Here is an 18780-nt window from a genome sequence, read left to right as displayed (position 1 = left end):
GTACCAGCTCTGGCAGGTCCCCTCAAGATCACCCCATGAAAATCTGGTCAAGCAACAGTAAAGCCAGGCAGCTCAATGCGCCCGAAAGCCTTAAGGAATCACAAAAAGCACCCGACTGATCTCCGTCCCCCGTTTGCGCTACAGTGCGTGCCCTGGTTCGGCGACGAGACAAGGACGACCGATGGCGGCGACGCGCAACAACATCCCCTCCTCCTCGCGGACCACGACCTCATCCCCCGCGGCAGGCATACGAGCACGCGTGCGCGACGCCGTGCGCGCTCGGCCCAGGACAGCCGTCGCACTCGCGGTCGGCGCCGTCGTGGCGATCGTCGCCGTGGTCGTCGCCTTCGCGACGCCCGACACGCCCGGCCGATACGAACCGCCCATCACGGCACGCCAATACAGCGCGTACACCGCTTGCCTTCTGACGGACTCGCAGGGCATCGTCGGCCCTGACGCCAAGCCGGTATGGGCCGCCATGCAAGCCGCCTCGACGGCGACGACCGCGCAGGTCAACTACCTCGCCATCCAGGGAGAGGCGACCCTGGCCAATGCAGACACCTATCTCAATACGCTCGCATCACGCCAGTGTGATCTCATCCTTGCCGTCGGTCCCCTGCCCGACCAAGTCGCGCGAGAGCGCGCCGCTGCCTACCCCAAGCAGCACTTCATCCTTGTGGACTTCACAGGCTCTCTGCCGTCTAATGCCACAGCGATACAGGCTAACGGAGTCCAGCAAGCGCTGGAGTCTTCGTATCAGGCGTGGAAAAAATCTGGGTACTAACCTCGCCCGTTCGTTAGTGGCGTCCGGATCGTGGTCCTGATACGCAAAAGTGCCCCTTGACCTGGGATGATCGGCTTGTCTAAGGCTTTGATCGTCCAGTGCAAGGAGCACTCTCCGGGTGAACGCTACAGGGTTCTCGCGTCCGCGTCTGATCGTCTCGGGAGACGGACGGGGTGTGGTCGGGCGTACCGGTTCCCGGCTGCTGGCGGATCTGGCCGAGGTCACCGGGTTGGAGTCTGGGTTCGTTGACGCGCTCGCGCCAACGCGTCAGCGTTCGGGCGGGCACGCGCCGGGGCGCGTCGCGGTGGATCTCGCCGTGCTGCTCGCCGACGGCGGTGAGGCGATCAGCGACCTCGCGGTGCTGCGCGAGCAGCCTGAGGTGTTCGGACCGGTCGCCTCGGATCCGACCGCGTGGCGGGTGCTGAACTCGATCGACGCTGCGGGAATCGCCCGGCTGCGTGGGGCACGGGCGGTGGCCAGGGAACTGGCCTGGGCACAGCACGCCGAGACGCGTGGGACGTTCCCACAGGCCAAGGCGGCTGGTCGAGTCATACCCGGGCTGGTGGTGGACATCGACGCGACCATCGTGCTCTGCCACTCGGAGAAGGAGAACGCCACGCCCACCTGGAAGCGGACGTTCGGCTATCACCCGCTCTTGTGCTTCCTGGACAACACCGGCGAGGCTCTCGCCGGAATCCTGCGCCCCGGGCGTGCCGGGTCCAACACCGCCGCCGACCACGTCGAAGCGCTCGACCTGGCCCTGGCCCAGCTCCCCGACGAGCACCGGCACGGCACGCCGGTCCTGGTCAGAGCGGATACCGCCGGCTGCACGCATGCGTTCCTCGCCCACATCAGGACCCTGCGCGAACAGGGCGTCGATGTCCGCTTCTCGGTCGGCGCCCCGGTCGACGAGCAGATCCGGGCGGCGATCACCGCGTTGCCGGCGAGCGCGTGGTACCCCGCGATCGAGGCCGACGGGCAGGTACGCGACGGCGCCGAGGTCGCCGAGCTGACCGGACTGCTCTACGGATACGGCACGCACCTGCCCGCAGGCACCCGATTCCTGGTACGGCGCGAGCGCCCGCACCCCGGCGCCCAACTGAGCCTGTTCGACACCATCGAGGGCTACCGCCACCAGGTCATCGCCACCGACACCCCGCCAAGCCACGGTCCGCTGACCTGGATCGAAGCCCGCCACCGCGCACACGCCCGAGTCGAGGACCGCATCCGATGCGGCAAGGACTCGGGCTTCGGGCGCTTCCCCTCCCGCGACTACGCGATCAACCAGGCCTGGCTCGAGCTCGCGTTGACCGGCATCGACCTGACCGCGTGGATGCGGATGCTGCTGCTCGATGGCGCTCTCGCACGCGCCGAGCCCAAGAAGCTGCGATACCGGCTTCTGCACGTCGCCGCGAGAATCACGAGATCCGCCAGACAGACGACGCTGCACATCGCCTCGACCTGGCCCTGGGCAAGCCAGTTGGCCGCAGCCTTCGCCACGCTCGCCCAACTCCCTCGCCCAGTCACCAGCTGACCGGCCACAACGTCCCGACCGAGCACGACCCGAAGGAACAAGGAAGAACCCGGCCGACGCGTCGGTGCTTCGCCATGCCCGAAAGCCGCGCACGCCAACGAGCCACCCACCCGAAGCCTCAGACCACGAACTCACACGCTTAGCGAAAGACGGAGGCTAATAGATGTTAGCTTCAGGAGCGGTGCGTCGGCGAGACCGGTGCCGCGTGCGTGCGGCAAGATGAACAGGCGCTTGAGTTCCATGCCGGGGCAGGCGGGAGCGGGGGAATCGGGACTCATCAACCCCGGCTGTTCGGTTGAAAGCGCTCCCCGGTCCTCGGGCAATTTCTCGCCGTCCTGCGCGTCCGACGCCGCCTATCCGGGATACGGGGGCATAGTAGAACTCGACGACGTGTGGCTTCGACGGCCCTGGGACGGCTCCGGGGAACCAGACTGTCGGCCCAGCCAGGCTGGAGAAGCGCGAGGGGGTGGCGGCGGGACCGCTCCCTGAGCACTCCGACTAAGGTTCCCGGACATCGCTGCGCCCGTCAGCCACGAGCCGAGAAGGAGCACCATGGCATTACTCGACCACCCTGAGACCCACCGAGGACGTCGGAGAATGCTGCTCGTTCCGATCGTCGTCGCCGTGGCGGCGACCATCGGGCTGCTCGTGTGGTTCGGCGAGGCGAAAGGGAGCCACGGTACCGCCGCCGCCCCGCGGTTGAGCGTTGACCTGGTCGGCTCCTGGACCGGCACGGTGACGGGGCACCAGAGCGGAGTCGCCGCCGGGGAAGACGAACTGCGCGCGCGGATAACGGGTGGAGTCGCGGGACAGCAGGTCGGAACGTTCGAATACCTCGATGTGCAGACCGGATCCACGCTGTGCACGGGTTCGTATACGTTCGTCGGCTTGGGGCGTGATGGCACCGGTCTGCTGTACGGCCAGGTGATGAGCGGGCCCTGCAACGACGGCGACGTCGCGCTCACGCTGCTCAAGAGCGGGGTGACCGAGTTCTATGCGGTCTCACCCGCGGTGAGCATGGAGGATGACGGCGTTCTTTCGCGGAACTGACGCCGAGGGAGGCTGGAATGTCGATGCAAGAGGAGGGCGCGCAGGCTCCGGCCCGGGCGCGCTCGGCGATGCGCCGCGCCTTGGCCAGGGCTGGGGGTCTGCGGAACGCCGCAGGCATCTCCTTGGTCGCGATGCTGTGTGCCGGCGCCCTCGCGCCGTTCGCCACGGCGGTCGTCGCACTCGGCCCGCTCGCGCTCGCTGGACTCGGCCTCGCCGGGAACATCGGTGCGGAGGCCTTGGCCGACGTGCTGTTGAAGTCCATCGATACGCTGCGCGACGGCAGTGCGGAGGACGACCCGTCCGAGGAAGCGCTCACCGGTGAGCTGGCGAGTCGGCTCGAGGAGGCTCTGAGCCGTGCGGATGCGTCAGGGGCGGCGCTTCGCGAGGCGACCGCTCAGCTGCTCCGGGAGTCCGAGGCCGGCAGGGTCGTGGTCGAGCAGATCGCCGCGGCGGAGGAGGGCGTGCGCCTCACCGTGGCACACGGTTTGACCGAGGTGGGTCGGCAGTTCTCTGAGTTCGCGTTCCTCGGATCCGATATCCGCGACGCGACGCTGAGGATCGAGGCATCCCTGCGCGAACACCGCGCCGAGTACCGCGTCGAGAGCGAACGCATGCGGGAGCAAAGCCTCGTGCTGGCCCAGATTCGCGAATTTCTCTGGCAGCGCGATTCGGCATCAATGCCGGGGACGGGCGCGAGCGGCCCCGCCTGGTCCGGCTGCCCCTATCTCGGGCTCGCGGCATTCACCCAGCACGAAGCAAAGATCTTCTACGGGCGCCGAACCCTTACACGCCAGTTGTGCGTGGCTCTCGCCGACCGCCTCTCGGGCGGCGGCGTGCTCATCGTCACGGGCGCTTCCGGCTCGGGGAAGACCTCGCTGCTGCGCGCGGGACTCCTCCCGCAACTAACCCGCAACGCACTCGGACCGGGCTCCGCTCGATGGCCGTGCCGCGTGCTGACCCCGACCCGCCAGCCCCTGGCGGAACTCGCCGCTCACCTCGCCGAGATGAGCGGGCAGGATGCGCGGCTGGTCTACAACAAGCTCATGCTCGATCCCACGACGGCGGCGGAACTCGCCGCCGTGGCCGCGGGTGCGGGCCGCCTGCTGCTGATCATCGACCAGTTCGAGGAACTGTTCACGCTCGTTCCGCCCGACCCGGAGGGCTATGCGCAACGGATGCGCTTCATCGAGGCGGTGAACGCGATCTCGACTGTTCCCGTCGACTCCGAGGAGCAGGCGCCCGGCCTCGTCGCGATCGCGGTGCGCGGCGACTTCCTGGACCGGGCCCTGGAGCTGCCCTGGCAGGGCCCTGATCCGAATGTCAACCTGTTCACTGTTCGCGCCATGTCCTCGGCGGAGCTCGGGGAGGCGATCAACGGCCCGGCGGCGGAGGCCGAGGTCCAGGTCGATCCCCGGCTCGTGGAGGCGGTGGTACACGAGGCCGGGGACCCGCGCGCCACAACGGGGCTGGAGAGCGGGGTCCTGCCGCTGGTTTCCCAGGCGATGGCGTCCGCGTGGGAGTACCGAGAGGGCGGTGTGCTGACGCTCGCCGCTTATCGACGGGCCGGCGGACTCGTCGATGCGGTCGATCGGAGCGCCCAGAGCGTGTACGGCTCGATGAACGAGCGCCGGCGGGCGATCACTCAGGCCGTGTTCTACCGGCTGGTCCTCGTCGTCGTGGACGGGGAGCAGAGACCCGTCAGGCGGCGCTGCACACGTGCGGAGCTCTATCAGGCGGCTGCCGGAGCGCGAGGCGAGGTCGACGCGGTCATCGAGGCGTTCGCCCGCAGGCGCCTGCTCCTGCTGGACCGCGAGTATGTCCAGATCGCGCACGAAGTCTTACTCAACGCCTGGAACGAACTGCGCGGCTGGATCGAGTCCGACCTCGTGGACCGCGTGCTCTACAGTCAGGTCGTCGCGGACGCCGAGACGTGGGAGAGGGAACGCAGGGACCCCGCCTATCTCTACCGACCGGGTCGGATCGCCGAGATGGACGCGGTCCTGGCACGGTGGGCGGCCGACCCGGAGCGAGCGCCATTCCTGCCCGGCACCGCTGAGGACTTCCTCGATTCGGGAAGGACCGCCGCCCGTCGAGCCGCTCACCGGAGGCGGCTGGTCATCGCGGTGCTTTCTGTGCTGGCCCTGCTGGCCGGGACCTCGGCGATCGTGGCCGGCGTCAATGCAAGCTCGGCGCGCGACTCGGCCGCGGCCGCGAAGGCTCAGCACAGCGTCGCCCTCTCGCGTCAGCTCGCCGCGGAGGCGACGGGGCTGGATCAGACCGACCCGCTCCTGGCCCGGCAACTCGCCGCGGCCTCGTGGGCGGTCTCCCCGACACCACAGTCAACCGCCGCGATGGCCTCGCTGCTGACCGAGCAGGAGCAGGACGGCATGCTCATCGGCCACGCGGGAACGATTGATACCGTCGCCTTCAATCAGACCGGATCATTGCTGGCGAGCGGCGACAACTACGGCATGCTCCGACTCTGGGACCCCTCCGCGGGAGCCCGCCACGGCTCGGCGATCGACACCGGATCCAGCGGTCCCGGAGTCCTGGCGATCGCCTTCAGCCCCGACGGCAGTCTGTTGGCGACGGCTGAGGGTAATGGAGCGGTTCGCCTGTGGAACGCGGCCTCCGGCAAGCCGATCGCCACACTCGGTCCGGCCGATGGCGCATTCGCCGTCGAGGCGCTCGCGTTCAACGCTTCGGGCTCGATTCTCGCCGTCGGCGGCGCGGACGGAGTGCGTCTGTGGAACCCCGCCACACGCCGACAGATCGGCCACACCATCACAATGCCCGTATCCAACCCGGAGGCTCACCCGGTGCAGTCGATCGCGCTCAACCCAAGCGGCAGTCTGTTGGCCACCGGTAGCCAGGACGGCGCGGTGCGCCTCTGGAGTACCGCGACGCAGCAGGAAATCGGAGAGGCCATCACGCCGCAGACGTCGACTCCGGGATCCGTCACACTCACCGTCGACGTAGCGTTCAACCCCCGGGGCACCGTGCTCGCTACAGCCGTAAGCGGCGGTGTCGCCCAACTATGGAACCCGCAGAACCAGCGGCAGATCGGGCCATCCATCAGCGCGAGCGCCGATCACGCGGGAATGCAACTGGTCGCGTTCGACCCCGCCGGAGGCGTTCTCGCCACCGCTGACGACGCCGGAGTCGTCAGGCAGTGGAGCACTGCGACCGGACAGGAACTCGGGACACCGATGAGTGTGTCGCCGAGCGCCGTCCACGCGATCGCGTACAACCCCTCCGGGACCGAAATGGCGATCGCCGGCGGGAATGGGACGCTCAGGCTGTGGAACCCGATCACCAGCCGCCCCGTCGGCGCCTCCGAAACGGCCGATCCGTTCTCGACGGAATCCGATGTGACGGGGGACGTTCTCGTCAGCGGCGGTGGCGGCTACGCGGCACATACCTGGGATCCGCTCACCGACCTCTCCTACGGCCCCGCGATCAGCGATACGGTGGACGGCGGAGTGTGGGAAGACGCGCTGGACCCGTCCAGCCGGATCCTCGCCACGGTGGACGACCGGACGACCCTGCATCTCTGGGACATCCGCACCGGCCACGAGATCGGCTCCCCCCTTCCGCTGGAGGGCGTCGGCGGGACCGCGGCGGTCACCGCCCTGGTCTTCAGCCCCGACAGCCAGATACTGGCCGTCTTCACATCGGACGGCACGATGCGCCTGTGGAACACGTCCACGCGAACGGCGATCGGCGCGCCCGCCGACGCCGGAGACGTGACCACCGACGTCGCGGCCGCGTTCAACCCCAGTGGCACGGTGCTCGCCACGATCGACGACACCGGCACCGTCCGCCTCTGGGACACGCTCACCCAAAAGGAGATCGGCAGCCCCATCGACGACTCCACGCGCAAGACACACGGCGAGAACTCGGTCGCCTACAGCCCGGACGGGTCGATTCTGGCGGTCGGGAACGGCAACGGCGTCGTCCAACTGTGGGACGCGTCAGCCGACCACGAAATCGCCGCGCCGATCACCGTGGACCACACCGGGCTGTTCGATCTGGCCTTCAACCCCACCGGATCGCTGCTGGCCACCGCCGACTACGACGGCACCGTCCGCCTGATCGACCCGAAGACCGGCCGCCAGGTGGGCACACCCATCACCGCGGACACGGACGGCGACACGGTACGGGTGATATTCAGCTACGGAGGTACCAGGCTTCTCTCGCTCAACCAACAGGGCGTCTTGCAGTCATGGGACCCGAATATCTGGGCCGACCCCTACAACGCCCTATGTAGCGAAGCCGGCGCAGTCTCCGCCTCCGACTGGGCCCGCTACGCACCCGGAGAACCAGAGCCAGCTGTCTGCAGATGAAAGATCACTGGCGCTATGAGGCCCTTGGGCCGCGAGCCGAGCCCGGCGGTCAGGCCGCCCCGGCACCCTGGCATCACGCTAGCCACGACCTGCCTCGCCCTGTTGCTCGGCCAGCTGGACACCCAGGCGGTGAATCTGGCGCTACCCGCCATCCCCCGGCAGCTCGCCGGTGATCTCAGTGGCCTGCAATGGTCGTCGACGCGTACAACCTGGCCTTCACAGCTCTGCTGCTCACTGGCGGAACACTCGGCGACCGGTACGGCAGGCGGCGGCTGTTCCGGACGGGTATCGCGGTCTTCGTCCTCGGTTCGGCGGCCTGCGCGCTCGCCCCGACACTGACCGTGCTGCTGGCCGGGCGCGTCGTGCAGGGCGGCGGCGCGGCGTTGATGCTGCTGCAGAGCCTTGCGATTCTCGCCACGTCCTTCCCCGGTCGGCGCGAGCGGAACCGGGCGATGGCGGCGTGGTCGGTGGTCGCGGGGGTGGGGCTCGCGATCGGGCCCTCCCTGCGGAGCGGGCAGACCGGGAAGCTGCCATCAGGCGGACGTATCCGGGTCCTGCCGACGCTTGGAACGCCAGATCCACGCACCTGCAACTGCCCCGAGGAGCAGCGCGGCGGCTAGGAACTCGGCGACGATCGCTCCCGCCGACGAGGAACCGGCGTCCGCCGTATCGGCGACGGCCGGTGCGCTGGACACGGTTATGGTCGGTGATGTGGTGACGACTGCCTTCACGGTCGGCGAAGTGGAGGGCTTCGCGGACGTGTGAGTCGCAGATGCCGATGGACTCGCGGTTGTGGTGGAAGCCTCGACCGTTGCCGCCGAGTGCGTGCTCGCCCGTACGGCAGTGGCGGGCGCTGCAGTGGTCGGCTGGATCTTCGGTGCGCTGGTCGTGGGCGCCGAAGTCACCAGGGGCGCGCCGACGTGGATGGAGCCGTAGATGTCGACCGGCATTCCGTCGCCCACAATTTGGACGCTAAGGGGGTCGCTCCCACAGCACGGCATCGCGGTCGCGGTACTCACGTACAGCCGAATCACCCCTGCACGCCACACCGAGCTGCTGGGAACGCAAATCCAGCCGCCGGACGAGCCCGAGCACGTCCCCCCGGCGCCGGAAGCGGAGATACCGGTGGCCACGGACGTGGTCGACACGACGACCTGGACCGAGCGCCCCACGACGAGGGAGCTGGATGAGATCGTGATGTCCACGCTCTGCGTCCCGGTCCCCTGGGTGAGGTCCGCATGCGGCACCGTCACGCCGTCGACCGTATCCGCTTGCGCGGCGCACCCAAAACCCAGCCACCCCACCGTAACCAGCGCAACCACTGCATACCGCCGCGTCCCAACCTTCACGGCCGCACCCCCCACGAACTGAAGCTCCGAATATAGCGAGCGGACCTTATCTCACTCCCAGTGCCGCACGCACCTCCCCGCTCAACTGCAACTCGACGGCGGGGGTCTCGCGGGTGATGCGGCCCTCGAACATGACGTAGCCGCGGTCCACGTGGGCCAGGGCGAGCAGGGCGTTAGGCTCGGCCCGTACACCACGTCCCTGGACGTGACCCCTGGTTCAGTGAACCTCCACCACGGCCGGGTGGAACGCTGCGCAATACGCCGTCGCCTGCACGAACGCTGAGAGCGGCCACTGCGGCGGCACTCGGCACCTGTCGACTTTTACGGGCCAGTGATCTCCACCATCGACCCGTCCGTCTGTATGCGGAAGTAGCGGGGCGGCCCCATCTGGGCGATCAGTGCTTCCCGCTGGGCCATACGCTCCTCGGGGCTGGTGTCCTCTCCACGGGGTGCTGCCCGGCCAAGAACGGCGGCTCGATCGCACGTCAGCCCAGCTTCGCCTCACTTCTCAGGAGAGAGGCGATCCACATGTCGTGGCGGGCGCCCCGTTGGATTGTGTAGAAGCGGAGGGTGCCCTCGCGCGTGAACCCCAGTTTCTCGACTACGCGCCATGAGCCTTCGTTGCCGGCGAGGGCGAGCCATTCGACGCGGGCGAGGGCGAGGTCGGCGAAGGCCCAGCGGCAGACTTCGCGCACGGCTTCGGTGGTGTAGCCGAGGCCGCGGGCGGCGGGGGTGGCCCAGTAGCCGATCTCGGCGGTGCCGCCACAGGGGGCGTCGAGGTGCTTGATGCGGTGCAGGCCTACGGACGCGACGGGGAGGGCGGTGTCCGCGTCGAAGACGCCGAATACGACGTCGGTTCCCGCCGCGCGGCCCGCGGGAAGTACCTCGCGCACGAAGACCTCGGCGTCGGTGCGGGAGTACGGCGCCGGGATCGGGACGTAGCGCTGGATCTCCGGGTCCTGGCACGCCGCGGTGATGGCGTCGATGTCGGCCTCGGCCCAGGGGCGCAGCAGCAGGCGCTCGGTGCGCAGGGTCACGTTCGCGAAACTCCGGGGGCCGGCGGCGCGCCTGGCTTCGGTCGTCATGGCATCACAGTACACAGCGCGCGGGGACAGGTCCCGGAGTCTTCCCAGCACTCTGATGCAGTGTCCGGATGCCGACGTGTCACCTTCCTGCAACCCGTCGCATTGCGACAATCACAAGCAGACCACTCGGGGGAGGTCTTCGGGCGGCGCCCGGGGGCAGGACGTGAGAGGAGACGGGAGCATGACGCTGACCACCACGCAGGCCGCCACGCTCGTGGTGCGGGCCGCGGACGGCGAACCGGGGGCCGACACCTCGCCGACCGGGCGCGAGGGCGAGCGCGTGAACGCCCTGAAACGACTGCGAGCCGCCACGCAGCGCACCGCGCTGCGGCTGCCCTCGGGCCTCGGCATGCCCGACTGGGTGAACCTCGGCAGGCAGCTGTTCGTCGTCGCCGACTCCTCGGCCTGGTGGCTCGGCGACTGGCTGATCTACGGCGAGAGCCATTTCCCGGACCGCTACGAGCTGATGCTGGCCGAGACGAACCTCGACTACCAGACCTTGCGGAACTACGCCTGGGTGGCCCGGAAGTACCTGCCGGAGCAGCGGCGGGAGCGGCTCAGCTTCCAGCACCACGCCGAGACGGCCAGCCTGCCTGAGCCGGAGCGCGGGCACTGGCTGGAGCGGGCCGAGGCGGGCCGCTGGAGTCGCAATGAACTGCGACGTCGGCTGCGCGAGGACCGGGCCGCGCTGCGTACGCGGGCCGACGTGCTGTTCACGCTGAACGTGCTGCGCGAGCGGCAGGAGCGGTGGCAGCGGGCCGCGCAGTCCGCGCAGTTGCAGCTCGACGAGTGGATCGTCCAGATCCTGGACCGCGCCGCGACGCCGGCCGTACCCTGAGACCTTCCGGAAGCGGTCACGACGACTGTCGAGACACCCACATCCGACAGCTCTTCATGGAGGAGCCCCGTGAACCCCACGCCTCCCCTCGACGCCCGGCGGCCCGCCTTGCACGCCGCGTCGACCCTGCCCGAGCCGGAGACGGACGGCGCCGCGCTCGGCATGGCGCACGCCTGCCCGCACTGCGGCCGCGCGCTCACCGTGCTCAACGTGCTCGTTCCGGCGGACGAGCCGTTCGGCCCGGAGCAGCCGGCCGGCGAGCCGGGCTGAACGGGTTCGCTCGGCGCAAGCATGGCGCCGGCGCGGTGCGCCGGGGAGAATGAGGCAATCACAGGGTCCGCGGCCGGCGGGCTTCGCCCGTGTCTCCCGACCCGGTCCAGGGCCCGGCACCGCGTCGACGTATACGGGGACGACTACGGCCGCCGGGCTCTGCCTGAAATTCCGTCAAGGGGAAGGCGGGTTCGATGGCACCAATCGGCGTTTCCGTGAAGAACATCGTGTCGCAGGGGGCCGCCACGGCCGCCCCGCTGCATACGAACGCTGTCACCCGACGCACGTCGCTCCTGCTCCGGGAGGGCCTGACGATCGAGGAGTGGACGCGGATCGGCGTCCAGCTCGATCGCACGATGGATTCGTCGACCTGGTGGCTCGGCGACTGGCTCGTCTACGGCAGATCGCGCTTTCCGGAGCGCTACCGGCGGGTCATCGAGGTCACGGCCTTCGACTACCAGACGCTGCGTAACTACGCTTGGGTGGCGAACCGGGTGCCGCCGCCGCGGCGCCGTCCGGCGCTGAGCTTCCAGCACCACGCCGAGGTGGCCGCGCTCGATGCGGCGCTGCAGAGCGAGTGGCTCGCGCTCGCCGAGCAGAATCGCTGGTCTCGCAACAGGTTGCGCACCGAGGTCCGTGCGGCGCTGCGTGCGGTGGACGCGCCGCCGACCGAGGACGACGTGCTACGGCTGCGGGTCGGCAACGGCCGGATGGATCTGTGGCGCGCGGCCGCCGCGCAGGCCGGCGAGGAACTGGCGCAGTGGATGACGCAGCGGCTCGACGAGGCCTCGTCGGGCGACGGCTGACCCGCCGGCGTGTCCCGCCGGCGGGACGAAATACACGGCGAATCCTCAAGGAGGACCGGCTTCGGCCGGTCCTCCTTCGCTTTTCCGGTCCGCTCCGGCGGCCTCCTCGTTGAAATGTGAATCAGTTTTCGACGCTGCCTTGATCTCAGCCCCTGCGCGATTCACCGAGCGCTTGCCCGGCCACGACGCACCATGTCAGCCTTGGTGCATGCTGTTCGACTCGAACACTCTTCATTCGAGTGTTGATGATCCGGCTCTCGACCGGATGAATTTCCTCAATGAGATAACATTCACCTACCCGGACGCGGTTTCCTTCGCACCGGGGCGCCCTTACGACGGTTTCTTCGAAATCGAGGACATCCACCGGCACCTTCGCCGGTACGCCGCGTACCTGGCGGACCGCGGTGCCTCGCCGGCCGAGGTACGGCGCGGCTTCCACCAGTACGGCCCGACCGCCGGGCAGATCAGGGAACTCATCGCGCACTCGCTGCAGCAGGATGAGGGCTTCAAGGCCGCGCCCGAGGCGATCGTGGTCACGGTCGGTGCGCAGGAGGCGATGTTCCTGACGCTGCGTGCGCTTTTCGCAGATCCCGAGGACGTGCTGCTGCTGGTCACGCCGTGCTACGTCGGGATCATCGGGGCCGCGCGGCTGCTCGACGTCCCGGTCGTGTCCGTGCCCGAGCGAGACGGCCGACTCGTCGTCGCGGATCTCGACGACGCGGTGCGCTCGCTGCGTTCGGCGGGCCGCCGCCCCAAGGCGCTGTACGTCGTGCCGGACTACGCGAATCCGACCGGCTCCACGCTCGACCTGCCGACGCGGACCGCACTGCTCGCGTTCGCCGAGCGACACGGCCTGCTCATCCTGGAGGACAGCCCCTATCGGCTCACCGGAGCCGCCGCGCGCCTGCCGATGCTCAAGGCGCTCGACGAGTCCGGCTGCGTGATCCAGCTCGGCACGTATTCGAAGACCGTGTTCCCCGGCGCCCGGGTCGGCTACGTGCTGGCCGACCAGGAGGTGCGCGGCCCCGGCGGCGAGATCCGGCTGCTCGCCGAGGATCTGGCGAAAATCAAGAGCATGATAACGGTCAACACCTCGTCGCTCAGCCAGGCCATCGCGGCGGGTGCGCTGCTGAGCGTCGACGGACGGCTCTCCGAGCTCAACGCGGAGGCTGCCGAACGCTACAGCCGCAGCATGGCCGGCACCCTCGCGCAGCTCGATCGGCGGCTGCCCGAAGCGCGGCGGCACGAGCTCGGCGTGGACTGGAACCGGCCGAACGGCGGGTTCTTCCTCACGCTGCGCACGAGCTTCCGTACCGACATCGCCGCGCTGGAGCGTTCGGCGCGCGAGTTCGGCGTGATCTGGACGCCCATGGAGTTCTTCTACCCGCACGGCGGCGGCGAGCAGGACATCCGGATGTCCATCAGCTATCTGACGTCTGAGGAGATCGAGCTCGGCGTCGAGCGCCTTGTGCGGTTCATAGAAACGGAGACCACAGCATGACCGCGACCCTGACCGAACCGTTGCTGGTCACGGCGCCGCGCATCCTCGGCGTCGGCACGGCCGTGCCCCCGGAGTCCTACACCCAGCAGGACGTGCTCGACCTGTTCGGGATCGAGGACCCGAAGGTGCGCTCCGTCTTCCTCAAGGGCGCCATCGACCGGCGCTCGCTCGTGCTTCCGCCCCTGGCGGCGGACGGCACCCGGATCATGGAGGCGCAGGGCGACCTGCTGGACAAGCACAAAGCCTGGGCGGTGGGCATGGGCGCGAACGCCCTGAGCCAGTGCCTGAAGCGAATCGGCGCCGACCTGTCGGATGTGGCGCACCTGTGCTGCGTCACCTCGACGGGTTTCCTCACTCCGGGCCTCAGCGCCCTGCTGATCCGGGATCTGGGCATGGACCGGCACACCAGCCGCGCGGACATCGTCGGCATGGGATGCAACGCGGGTCTCAATGCCCTGAACGTGGTACGGGGCTGGGCGGTGGCGAATCCCGGCAAGCTCGCCGTGCTGGTCTGCGCGGAGGCGTGCTCGGCGGCGTACGCGATGGACGGGACGATGCGGACAGCCGTCGTGAACAGCCTCTTCGGCGACGGCGCGGCCGCAATCGGGATACTGGCCGACCAGGTCGGGGACAAGGACGCGGCGGACTTCGGGTCGGACCTGGAAGGTCCGCGGATCCTGAAGACGGCGAGCATCATCATCACCGACGCGACGGACGCGATGCGCTATGACTGGGACCGCGACCTCGGCCGCTTCAGCTTCTTCCTGGACCCGCAGATCCCTTACGTGGTCGGTGCGCACGCGGAGATCGTGGTGGACCGCCTGCTCGCCGGCACCTCGCTGCGCCGCGCGGACATCGCGCACTGGCTGGTGCACTCCGGTGGCAAGAAGGTCATCGACGCGGTCGCGGTGAACCTCGGTCTGACCAGGCACGATCTGCGGCACACGACCGGCGTGCTGCGTGACTTCGGCAACGTCTCGAGCGGCAGCTTCCTGTTCTCGTACGACCGGCTGCTGCAGGAGGGCGTCGTGCGGCCGGGCGATCACGGCGTGCTGATGACCATGGGGCCGGGATCGACGATCGAGACCGCGCTCATCCAGTGGTGAATGAGGGGAGATCGCAATGTCTATCAATACCTTGACACAAGGCCCGGTGCTGCACGTGGACGGCGGCCGGGAGCTCGGCGCGGACCTGGCGCGCTCGCTTTCAGACCTCTGCGACGAGGTCGAGGCCGCCGGGGCCGGCTGCGTGACCGTTCGGGTCTCGGGTGCGCCGAGCGAGAAGGCGGTGGCGAATGTCGCGGACGTCGCCGCCGTGTCCAAGTGGGAGCAGGCGGTGCGACGCTTCGAGCGGCTGCGGCTTCCCACCATCGTGGCCGCGAGCGGGGAGTGCGGCGGCGCGGCGTTCGATCTGCTGCTCGCGGCCGATGTGCGGATCGCCGCGACCGACCTGCGGCTGTTCCCGGCCGTGTACGGCGAGGGCGTCTGGCCGGGGATGGGACTGTTCCGCCTGGTGCAGCAGCTCGGGCTGGCCGGGGCACGCCGCTCGGTGCTGTTCGGAATGCCGTTCAGCGCGGTCGAGGCGCTGGAGCGGGGCCTGGTGGACCGCGTGAGCACGGACCCCGCGCGCACGGTCAAGGCCGCGACCCGACTGCTGCGCCGCTACTCCGGGCCCGAGCTCGCGATCCGTCGCCAGCTCGCGTTCGACGCGCAGTGGATGAGCTTCGAGGACGCGCTCGGCCAGCATCTGGCCGCCTGCGACCGCTCGCTGCGCCGTGGCCGGGAGCTGGAGATATGAGCGTGCCGACGGCCGCGGAAGACCGCGCGGACGCCGAGCTGGACCGCGCGGTCCGGATGCTCGCGCCGTACCCCGCGTTCGAATCACAGGCCATTGAGATCGATCGGGCGCGTGCGGAGCGCACCGCGTTCCTGGACCGGTACGCCGAGCCTCTCTACGACCGCCTCACCGCCGGGCGGAGCCGGTATCTGCGGCTCGACGAGCTGATCGAGACCGCCACCGCCGCCCTGCCCGGCCTGCTGCCGGATCCCGCGCGGATCACGAGCCACGACATCGACCACGGCGTGTTCCTGCGCGGCGTGCTCCGTTCGCCGGTCGCGGGCGGCCACCTGCTCGACGCGATGCTCCGGCCCACCGAGAAGGCTCTCGGCCTGCTCAAGGACTTCCAGATCACCGGAGACCTGCGATTCGAGACCGTCCATCTCGAGCGCAGGGACGGCGTCGCCCGGATCACGCTGCGCGGCGAGGAGAACCTCAACGCCGAGGACGAGCAGCAGGTCGACGACATGGAGACAGCCGTCGATCTCGCGCTCATGGATCAGGACTGCGATATCGGCCTGATCCGCGGCGGCGAGATGACCCATCCGCGCTACGCCGGGCGTCGCGTGTTCAGCGCGGGGATCAATCTCAAGCGCCTGCACGCGGGCGAGATCACACTCGTCGGCTTCCTGCTGCGGCGCGAGCTGGGGTACCTCAGGAAGCTGCTGCTCGGGCTGCGCATGGACGACGCGTCCTGGCAGTATCCGCTCACCGATATGCCGTGGGTGGCCGCGGTGGACAGCTTCGCGATCGGCGGCGGCATGCAGCTGCTGCTGACGGTGGACCACGTGCTCGCGGGCGCCGACGCCTACCTCACGCTGCCGGCCGCGCAGGAAGGCATCGTGCCCGGTGCGGCCGACTTCCGGCTCGGCCTGCTCACCGGGCCGCGGCTGGCCCGGCAGGTCATCCTCGGCGGTCGCCGCATCCACGCGTCCGAACCCGAGGCCCGCACGCTCATCGACGAGGTCGTCGACCCCGCCGAGCTGGACGAGGCGGTGGAGAGCGCCCTCTCGAAGATGCGGGACCCGGCCGTCGCCGCCAACCGCCGCATGGTGAACCTCGCCGTCGAACCCAGCGGGGGCTTCCGCGCATACATGGCCGAGTTCGCCGTGCAGCAGGCGCTGCGCGTGCACGCGGCCGACGTGCACGCCAAGGCGGGCCGTTTCGCCTCCCGAACCCAAAGGAGCCAATCATGACCAACCCCTTCGACGACCCGGACGCCGCCTACCTGGCGCTGGTCAACCCACAGGGCCAGTACTCGCTCTGGCCCGCCTTCGCGCAGCTCCCGCCCGGTTGGACGGTGGCCCGCGGCGAGGGCACCCGCCAGGAATGCCTGGAGTTCATCGACAAGGCCTGGAGGACGGCCCGATGATGGGCGGCCCGGGCCCGCTGATCACGGTGCGGGCCAACCTCGGCGACGAGGCGGAGCCGAGCCGCGGGCGGGTGCGGCCCGGCACGTCCAAGCGGATCCTGCCGTACACGCGGCCGTACCGCCGGCACATCGTCGCGCTGCTCAGCCTGACCGCGCTCGACGCCGTCATCACCGTGAGCACGCCGCTGCTGTTCGAGGAGCTGATCAACCGCGGCATCCTGCCCCGCGACAAGGGCGTGGTGCTCGGGATCGCGCTCGCGGCGCTGGGTCTCGCGCTGCTGCAGGCGCTCGTCGGCTACCTGGTCAGCCGCAGTTCGGCGCGCATCGGCGAGGGGCTGATCTACGACCTGCGCACCGAGGTGTTCCAGCACGTGCAGAGGCAGCCGCTCGCGTTCTTCACCCGGGCGCAGACCGGCTCGCTGGTCAGCAGACTGAACACGGACGTGATGGAGGCTCAGCAGGCGGTCACCGTTCTGCTCTCGACCGTGCTCTCCAGCCTGCTCGTGCTCGGACTCGTCGTCGCCACGATCTTCTACCTCTCCTGGCTCGTCGGGATCGTCGCGCTCGTCGCGGTGCCGTTCTTCGTGCTGCCCGGCCGCGTCGTCGGGCGGCGGCTGCAGCGGAATCTGCGCGAGTCGATGCAGCTCGACGCCGAACTCGGCTCGCTGATGCAGGAGCGGTTCAACGTCGCGGGCGCGTTGCTGGTCAAGCTGTACGGCCGGCCCGAGGGCGAGCGGCAGCGTTTCGCGAGTCGGGCGGCGCGCGTCCGGGATGTGGGAGTGGTCACGGCCGTATACTCGCGGATGCTGCTGGTGACGGTGACGCTGCTGGCGTCGCTGGCCACGGCCGCGGTCTACGGAGTCGGCGGCGACCTCGTCGTCGACCGGACGATCCAGATCGGCACGCTCGTCGCGCTGGCCACGCTGCTGGCGCGGCTCTTCGGCCCGATCAACCAGCTCTCCAGCCTGCAGTCGAACTATCTGACCGCGCTCGTCTCCTTCGACCGGCTCTTCGAAGTGCTCGATCTCAAGCCCCTGATCCAGGAGCGTCCGGACGCGATCGCGCTGCCGGCCGATCGGACGGCCGACATCGAGTTCGAGGACGTCACCTTCCGCTATCCGTCGGCGAAGGAGGTCTCGCTCGCCTCGCTCGAGACTCTCGCGCTCCCGGCGCCGGAGCGTTCGAGCGACGCACTCGCCCTGCGCGGCGTGAGCTTCCGGGCTCCGGCCGGGAAGCTCACCGCGCTCGTCGGGCCGTCCGGCGCCGGAAAGACCACGATCAGCCAACTGGTCGCGCGGCTGTACGAGCCGACCGAGGGCGTGGTGCGGATCGGCGGGCACGATGTGCGCGACCTGACCCTGGCGTCCCTGCACGGCACCGTCGGCATGGTGACTCAGGACGCGCATATGTTCCATGACACGATCCGCGCGAACCTGCTCTACGCCAAGCCGACCGCGACCGAGGCCGAGCTCATCGAGGCCTGCGAAGCGGCTCAAGTGTGGGATCTGATCAACTCGCTGCCGAACGGCCTCGACACCGTCGTCGGCGATCGCGGATATCGCTTCTCCGGCGGTGAGAAGCAACGTCTTTCCATCGCACGGCTGCTGCTAAAGGCGCCGTCCGTGGTCGTGCTCGACGAGGCCACGGCGCACCTCGATTCCGAATCCGAAGCGGCGGTGCAGAAGGCGCTGCGTACGGCGCTGGCCGGGCGCACGGCCCTGGTGATCGCGCACCGGCTGTCCACGATCCGCGAGGCCGACCAGATCCTCGTGCTCGAGGCCGGACGCGTCGTCGAGCGCGGCAGGCACGCCGAGCTGATCGACGGCGGCGGCCTGTACGCCGACCTCTACCAGACCCAGTTCGCCAACCCGCCCGCGCCGCGCCCGGACGACGAGCCTGACGACGCGTCGTACGGCCAGGACGAACTCCCCCCGCTGCCGCCCGGAGGCGGCCCGCTTCATCTGCTGCCGCCGCCCGCGACCGCGGGCCGATCCGATCGGAGTGCATGA

15 protein-coding genes are annotated in these 18780 nt (G+C 69.4%); 14 read left to right on the top strand and 1 reads right to left on the bottom strand.

Going from position 1 to position 18780, the window contains the following annotated elements; genetic code table 11:
* Positions 1-181: 181 nt before the first annotated feature.
* The 5 genes from KDK95_RS08740 (at position 182) to KDK95_RS08720 (ending at position 8334) form a co-directional block, all read left to right on the top strand.
* Positions 182-784 (top strand): type 1 periplasmic-binding domain-containing protein, encoded by a 603-nt coding sequence (locus KDK95_RS08740; protein ID WP_212517538.1) that lies wholly within the window; start codon positions 182-184, stop codon positions 782-784.
* A 118-nt stretch (positions 785-902) separates the two neighbouring features.
* Positions 903-2318, top strand: a complete 1416-nt coding sequence (locus tag KDK95_RS08735; protein WP_212517537.1) for an IS1380 family transposase — start codon at positions 903-905, stop codon at positions 2316-2318.
* A gap of 624 nt (positions 2319-2942) precedes the next feature.
* Positions 2943-3368 carry a hypothetical protein gene (locus KDK95_RS08730; RefSeq protein ID WP_212517536.1) on the top strand — a complete coding sequence of 142 codons (426 nt, stop codon included), beginning with the start codon at positions 2943-2945 and terminating at the stop codon, positions 3366-3368.
* A 17-nt stretch (positions 3369-3385) separates the two neighbouring features.
* Positions 3386-7714, top strand: a complete 4329-nt coding sequence (locus KDK95_RS08725) for an nSTAND1 domain-containing NTPase (RefSeq protein WP_212517535.1) — start codon at positions 3386-3388, stop codon at positions 7712-7714.
* A gap of 188 nt (positions 7715-7902) precedes the next feature.
* Positions 7903-8334 carry an MFS transporter gene (locus KDK95_RS08720; protein WP_212517534.1) on the top strand — a complete coding sequence of 144 codons (432 nt, stop codon included), beginning with the start codon at positions 7903-7905 and terminating at the stop codon, positions 8332-8334.
* Between the two features lie 1214 nt (positions 8335-9548).
* On the opposite strand, the gene KDK95_RS08715 is transcribed toward KDK95_RS08720, so the two are convergent.
* Complete coding sequence (locus KDK95_RS08715) at positions 9549-10148, bottom strand: GNAT family N-acetyltransferase (RefSeq protein WP_212517533.1); 600 nt, start codon at positions 10146-10148, stop codon at positions 9549-9551.
* A 181-nt stretch (positions 10149-10329) separates the two neighbouring features.
* Here KDK95_RS08715 and KDK95_RS08710 point away from each other — a divergent pair, with 181 nt between their 5' ends.
* The 9 genes from KDK95_RS08710 (at position 10330) to KDK95_RS08670 (ending at position 18780) form a co-directional block, all read left to right on the top strand.
* A complete protein-coding gene (locus KDK95_RS08710) occupies positions 10330-10986 on the top strand; it encodes an LmbU family transcriptional regulator (protein WP_212517532.1) in 657 nt (218 codons plus the stop codon).
* A 69-nt stretch (positions 10987-11055) separates the two neighbouring features.
* Positions 11056-11256 (top strand): hypothetical protein, encoded by a 201-nt coding sequence (locus tag KDK95_RS08705; RefSeq protein WP_212517531.1) that lies wholly within the window; start codon positions 11056-11058, stop codon positions 11254-11256.
* Between the two features lie 194 nt (positions 11257-11450).
* Positions 11451-12062, top strand: a complete 612-nt coding sequence (locus KDK95_RS08700) for an LmbU family transcriptional regulator (RefSeq protein ID WP_212517530.1) — start codon at positions 11451-11453, stop codon at positions 12060-12062.
* 208 nt (positions 12063-12270) lie between these two features.
* A complete protein-coding gene (locus tag KDK95_RS08695) occupies positions 12271-13563 on the top strand; it encodes an aminotransferase-like domain-containing protein (RefSeq protein ID WP_212517529.1) in 1293 nt (430 codons plus the stop codon).
* Positions 13560-14669 (top strand): 3,5-dihydroxyphenylacetyl-CoA synthase DpgA, encoded by a 1110-nt coding sequence (gene dpgA, locus KDK95_RS08690; protein WP_212517528.1) that lies wholly within the window; start codon positions 13560-13562, stop codon positions 14667-14669. The genes KDK95_RS08695 and dpgA overlap by 4 nt, the downstream gene beginning before the upstream one ends.
* A gap of 16 nt (positions 14670-14685) precedes the next feature.
* Positions 14686-15360: an enoyl-CoA-hydratase DpgB gene (dpgB, locus tag KDK95_RS08685; protein WP_212517527.1), complete on the top strand. Its 675-nt coding sequence runs from the start codon at positions 14686-14688 to the stop codon at positions 15358-15360.
* Positions 15357-16595 carry a (3,5-dihydroxyphenyl)acetyl-CoA 1,2-dioxygenase DpgC gene (dpgC, locus tag KDK95_RS08680; protein WP_212517526.1) on the top strand — a complete coding sequence of 413 codons (1239 nt, stop codon included), beginning with the start codon at positions 15357-15359 and terminating at the stop codon, positions 16593-16595. Before dpgB ends, dpgC begins: the two co-directional genes overlap by 4 nt.
* Positions 16592-16771 carry an MbtH family protein gene (locus tag KDK95_RS08675; protein ID WP_249160697.1) on the top strand — a complete coding sequence of 60 codons (180 nt, stop codon included), beginning with the start codon at positions 16592-16594 and terminating at the stop codon, positions 16769-16771. Before dpgC ends, KDK95_RS08675 begins: the two co-directional genes overlap by 4 nt.
* Positions 16768-18780, top strand: a complete 2013-nt coding sequence (locus KDK95_RS08670; RefSeq protein ID WP_212517525.1) for an ABC transporter ATP-binding protein — start codon at positions 16768-16770, stop codon at positions 18778-18780. Before KDK95_RS08675 ends, KDK95_RS08670 begins: the two co-directional genes overlap by 4 nt.

It is taken from the genome of Actinospica acidithermotolerans (genome assembly GCF_018139625.1).
In the GTDB taxonomy this organism is placed as follows: domain Bacteria; phylum Actinomycetota; class Actinomycetes; order Streptomycetales; family Catenulisporaceae; genus Actinospica; species Actinospica acidithermotolerans.
This window is presented reverse-complemented; position numbering and strand designations above follow the sequence as displayed.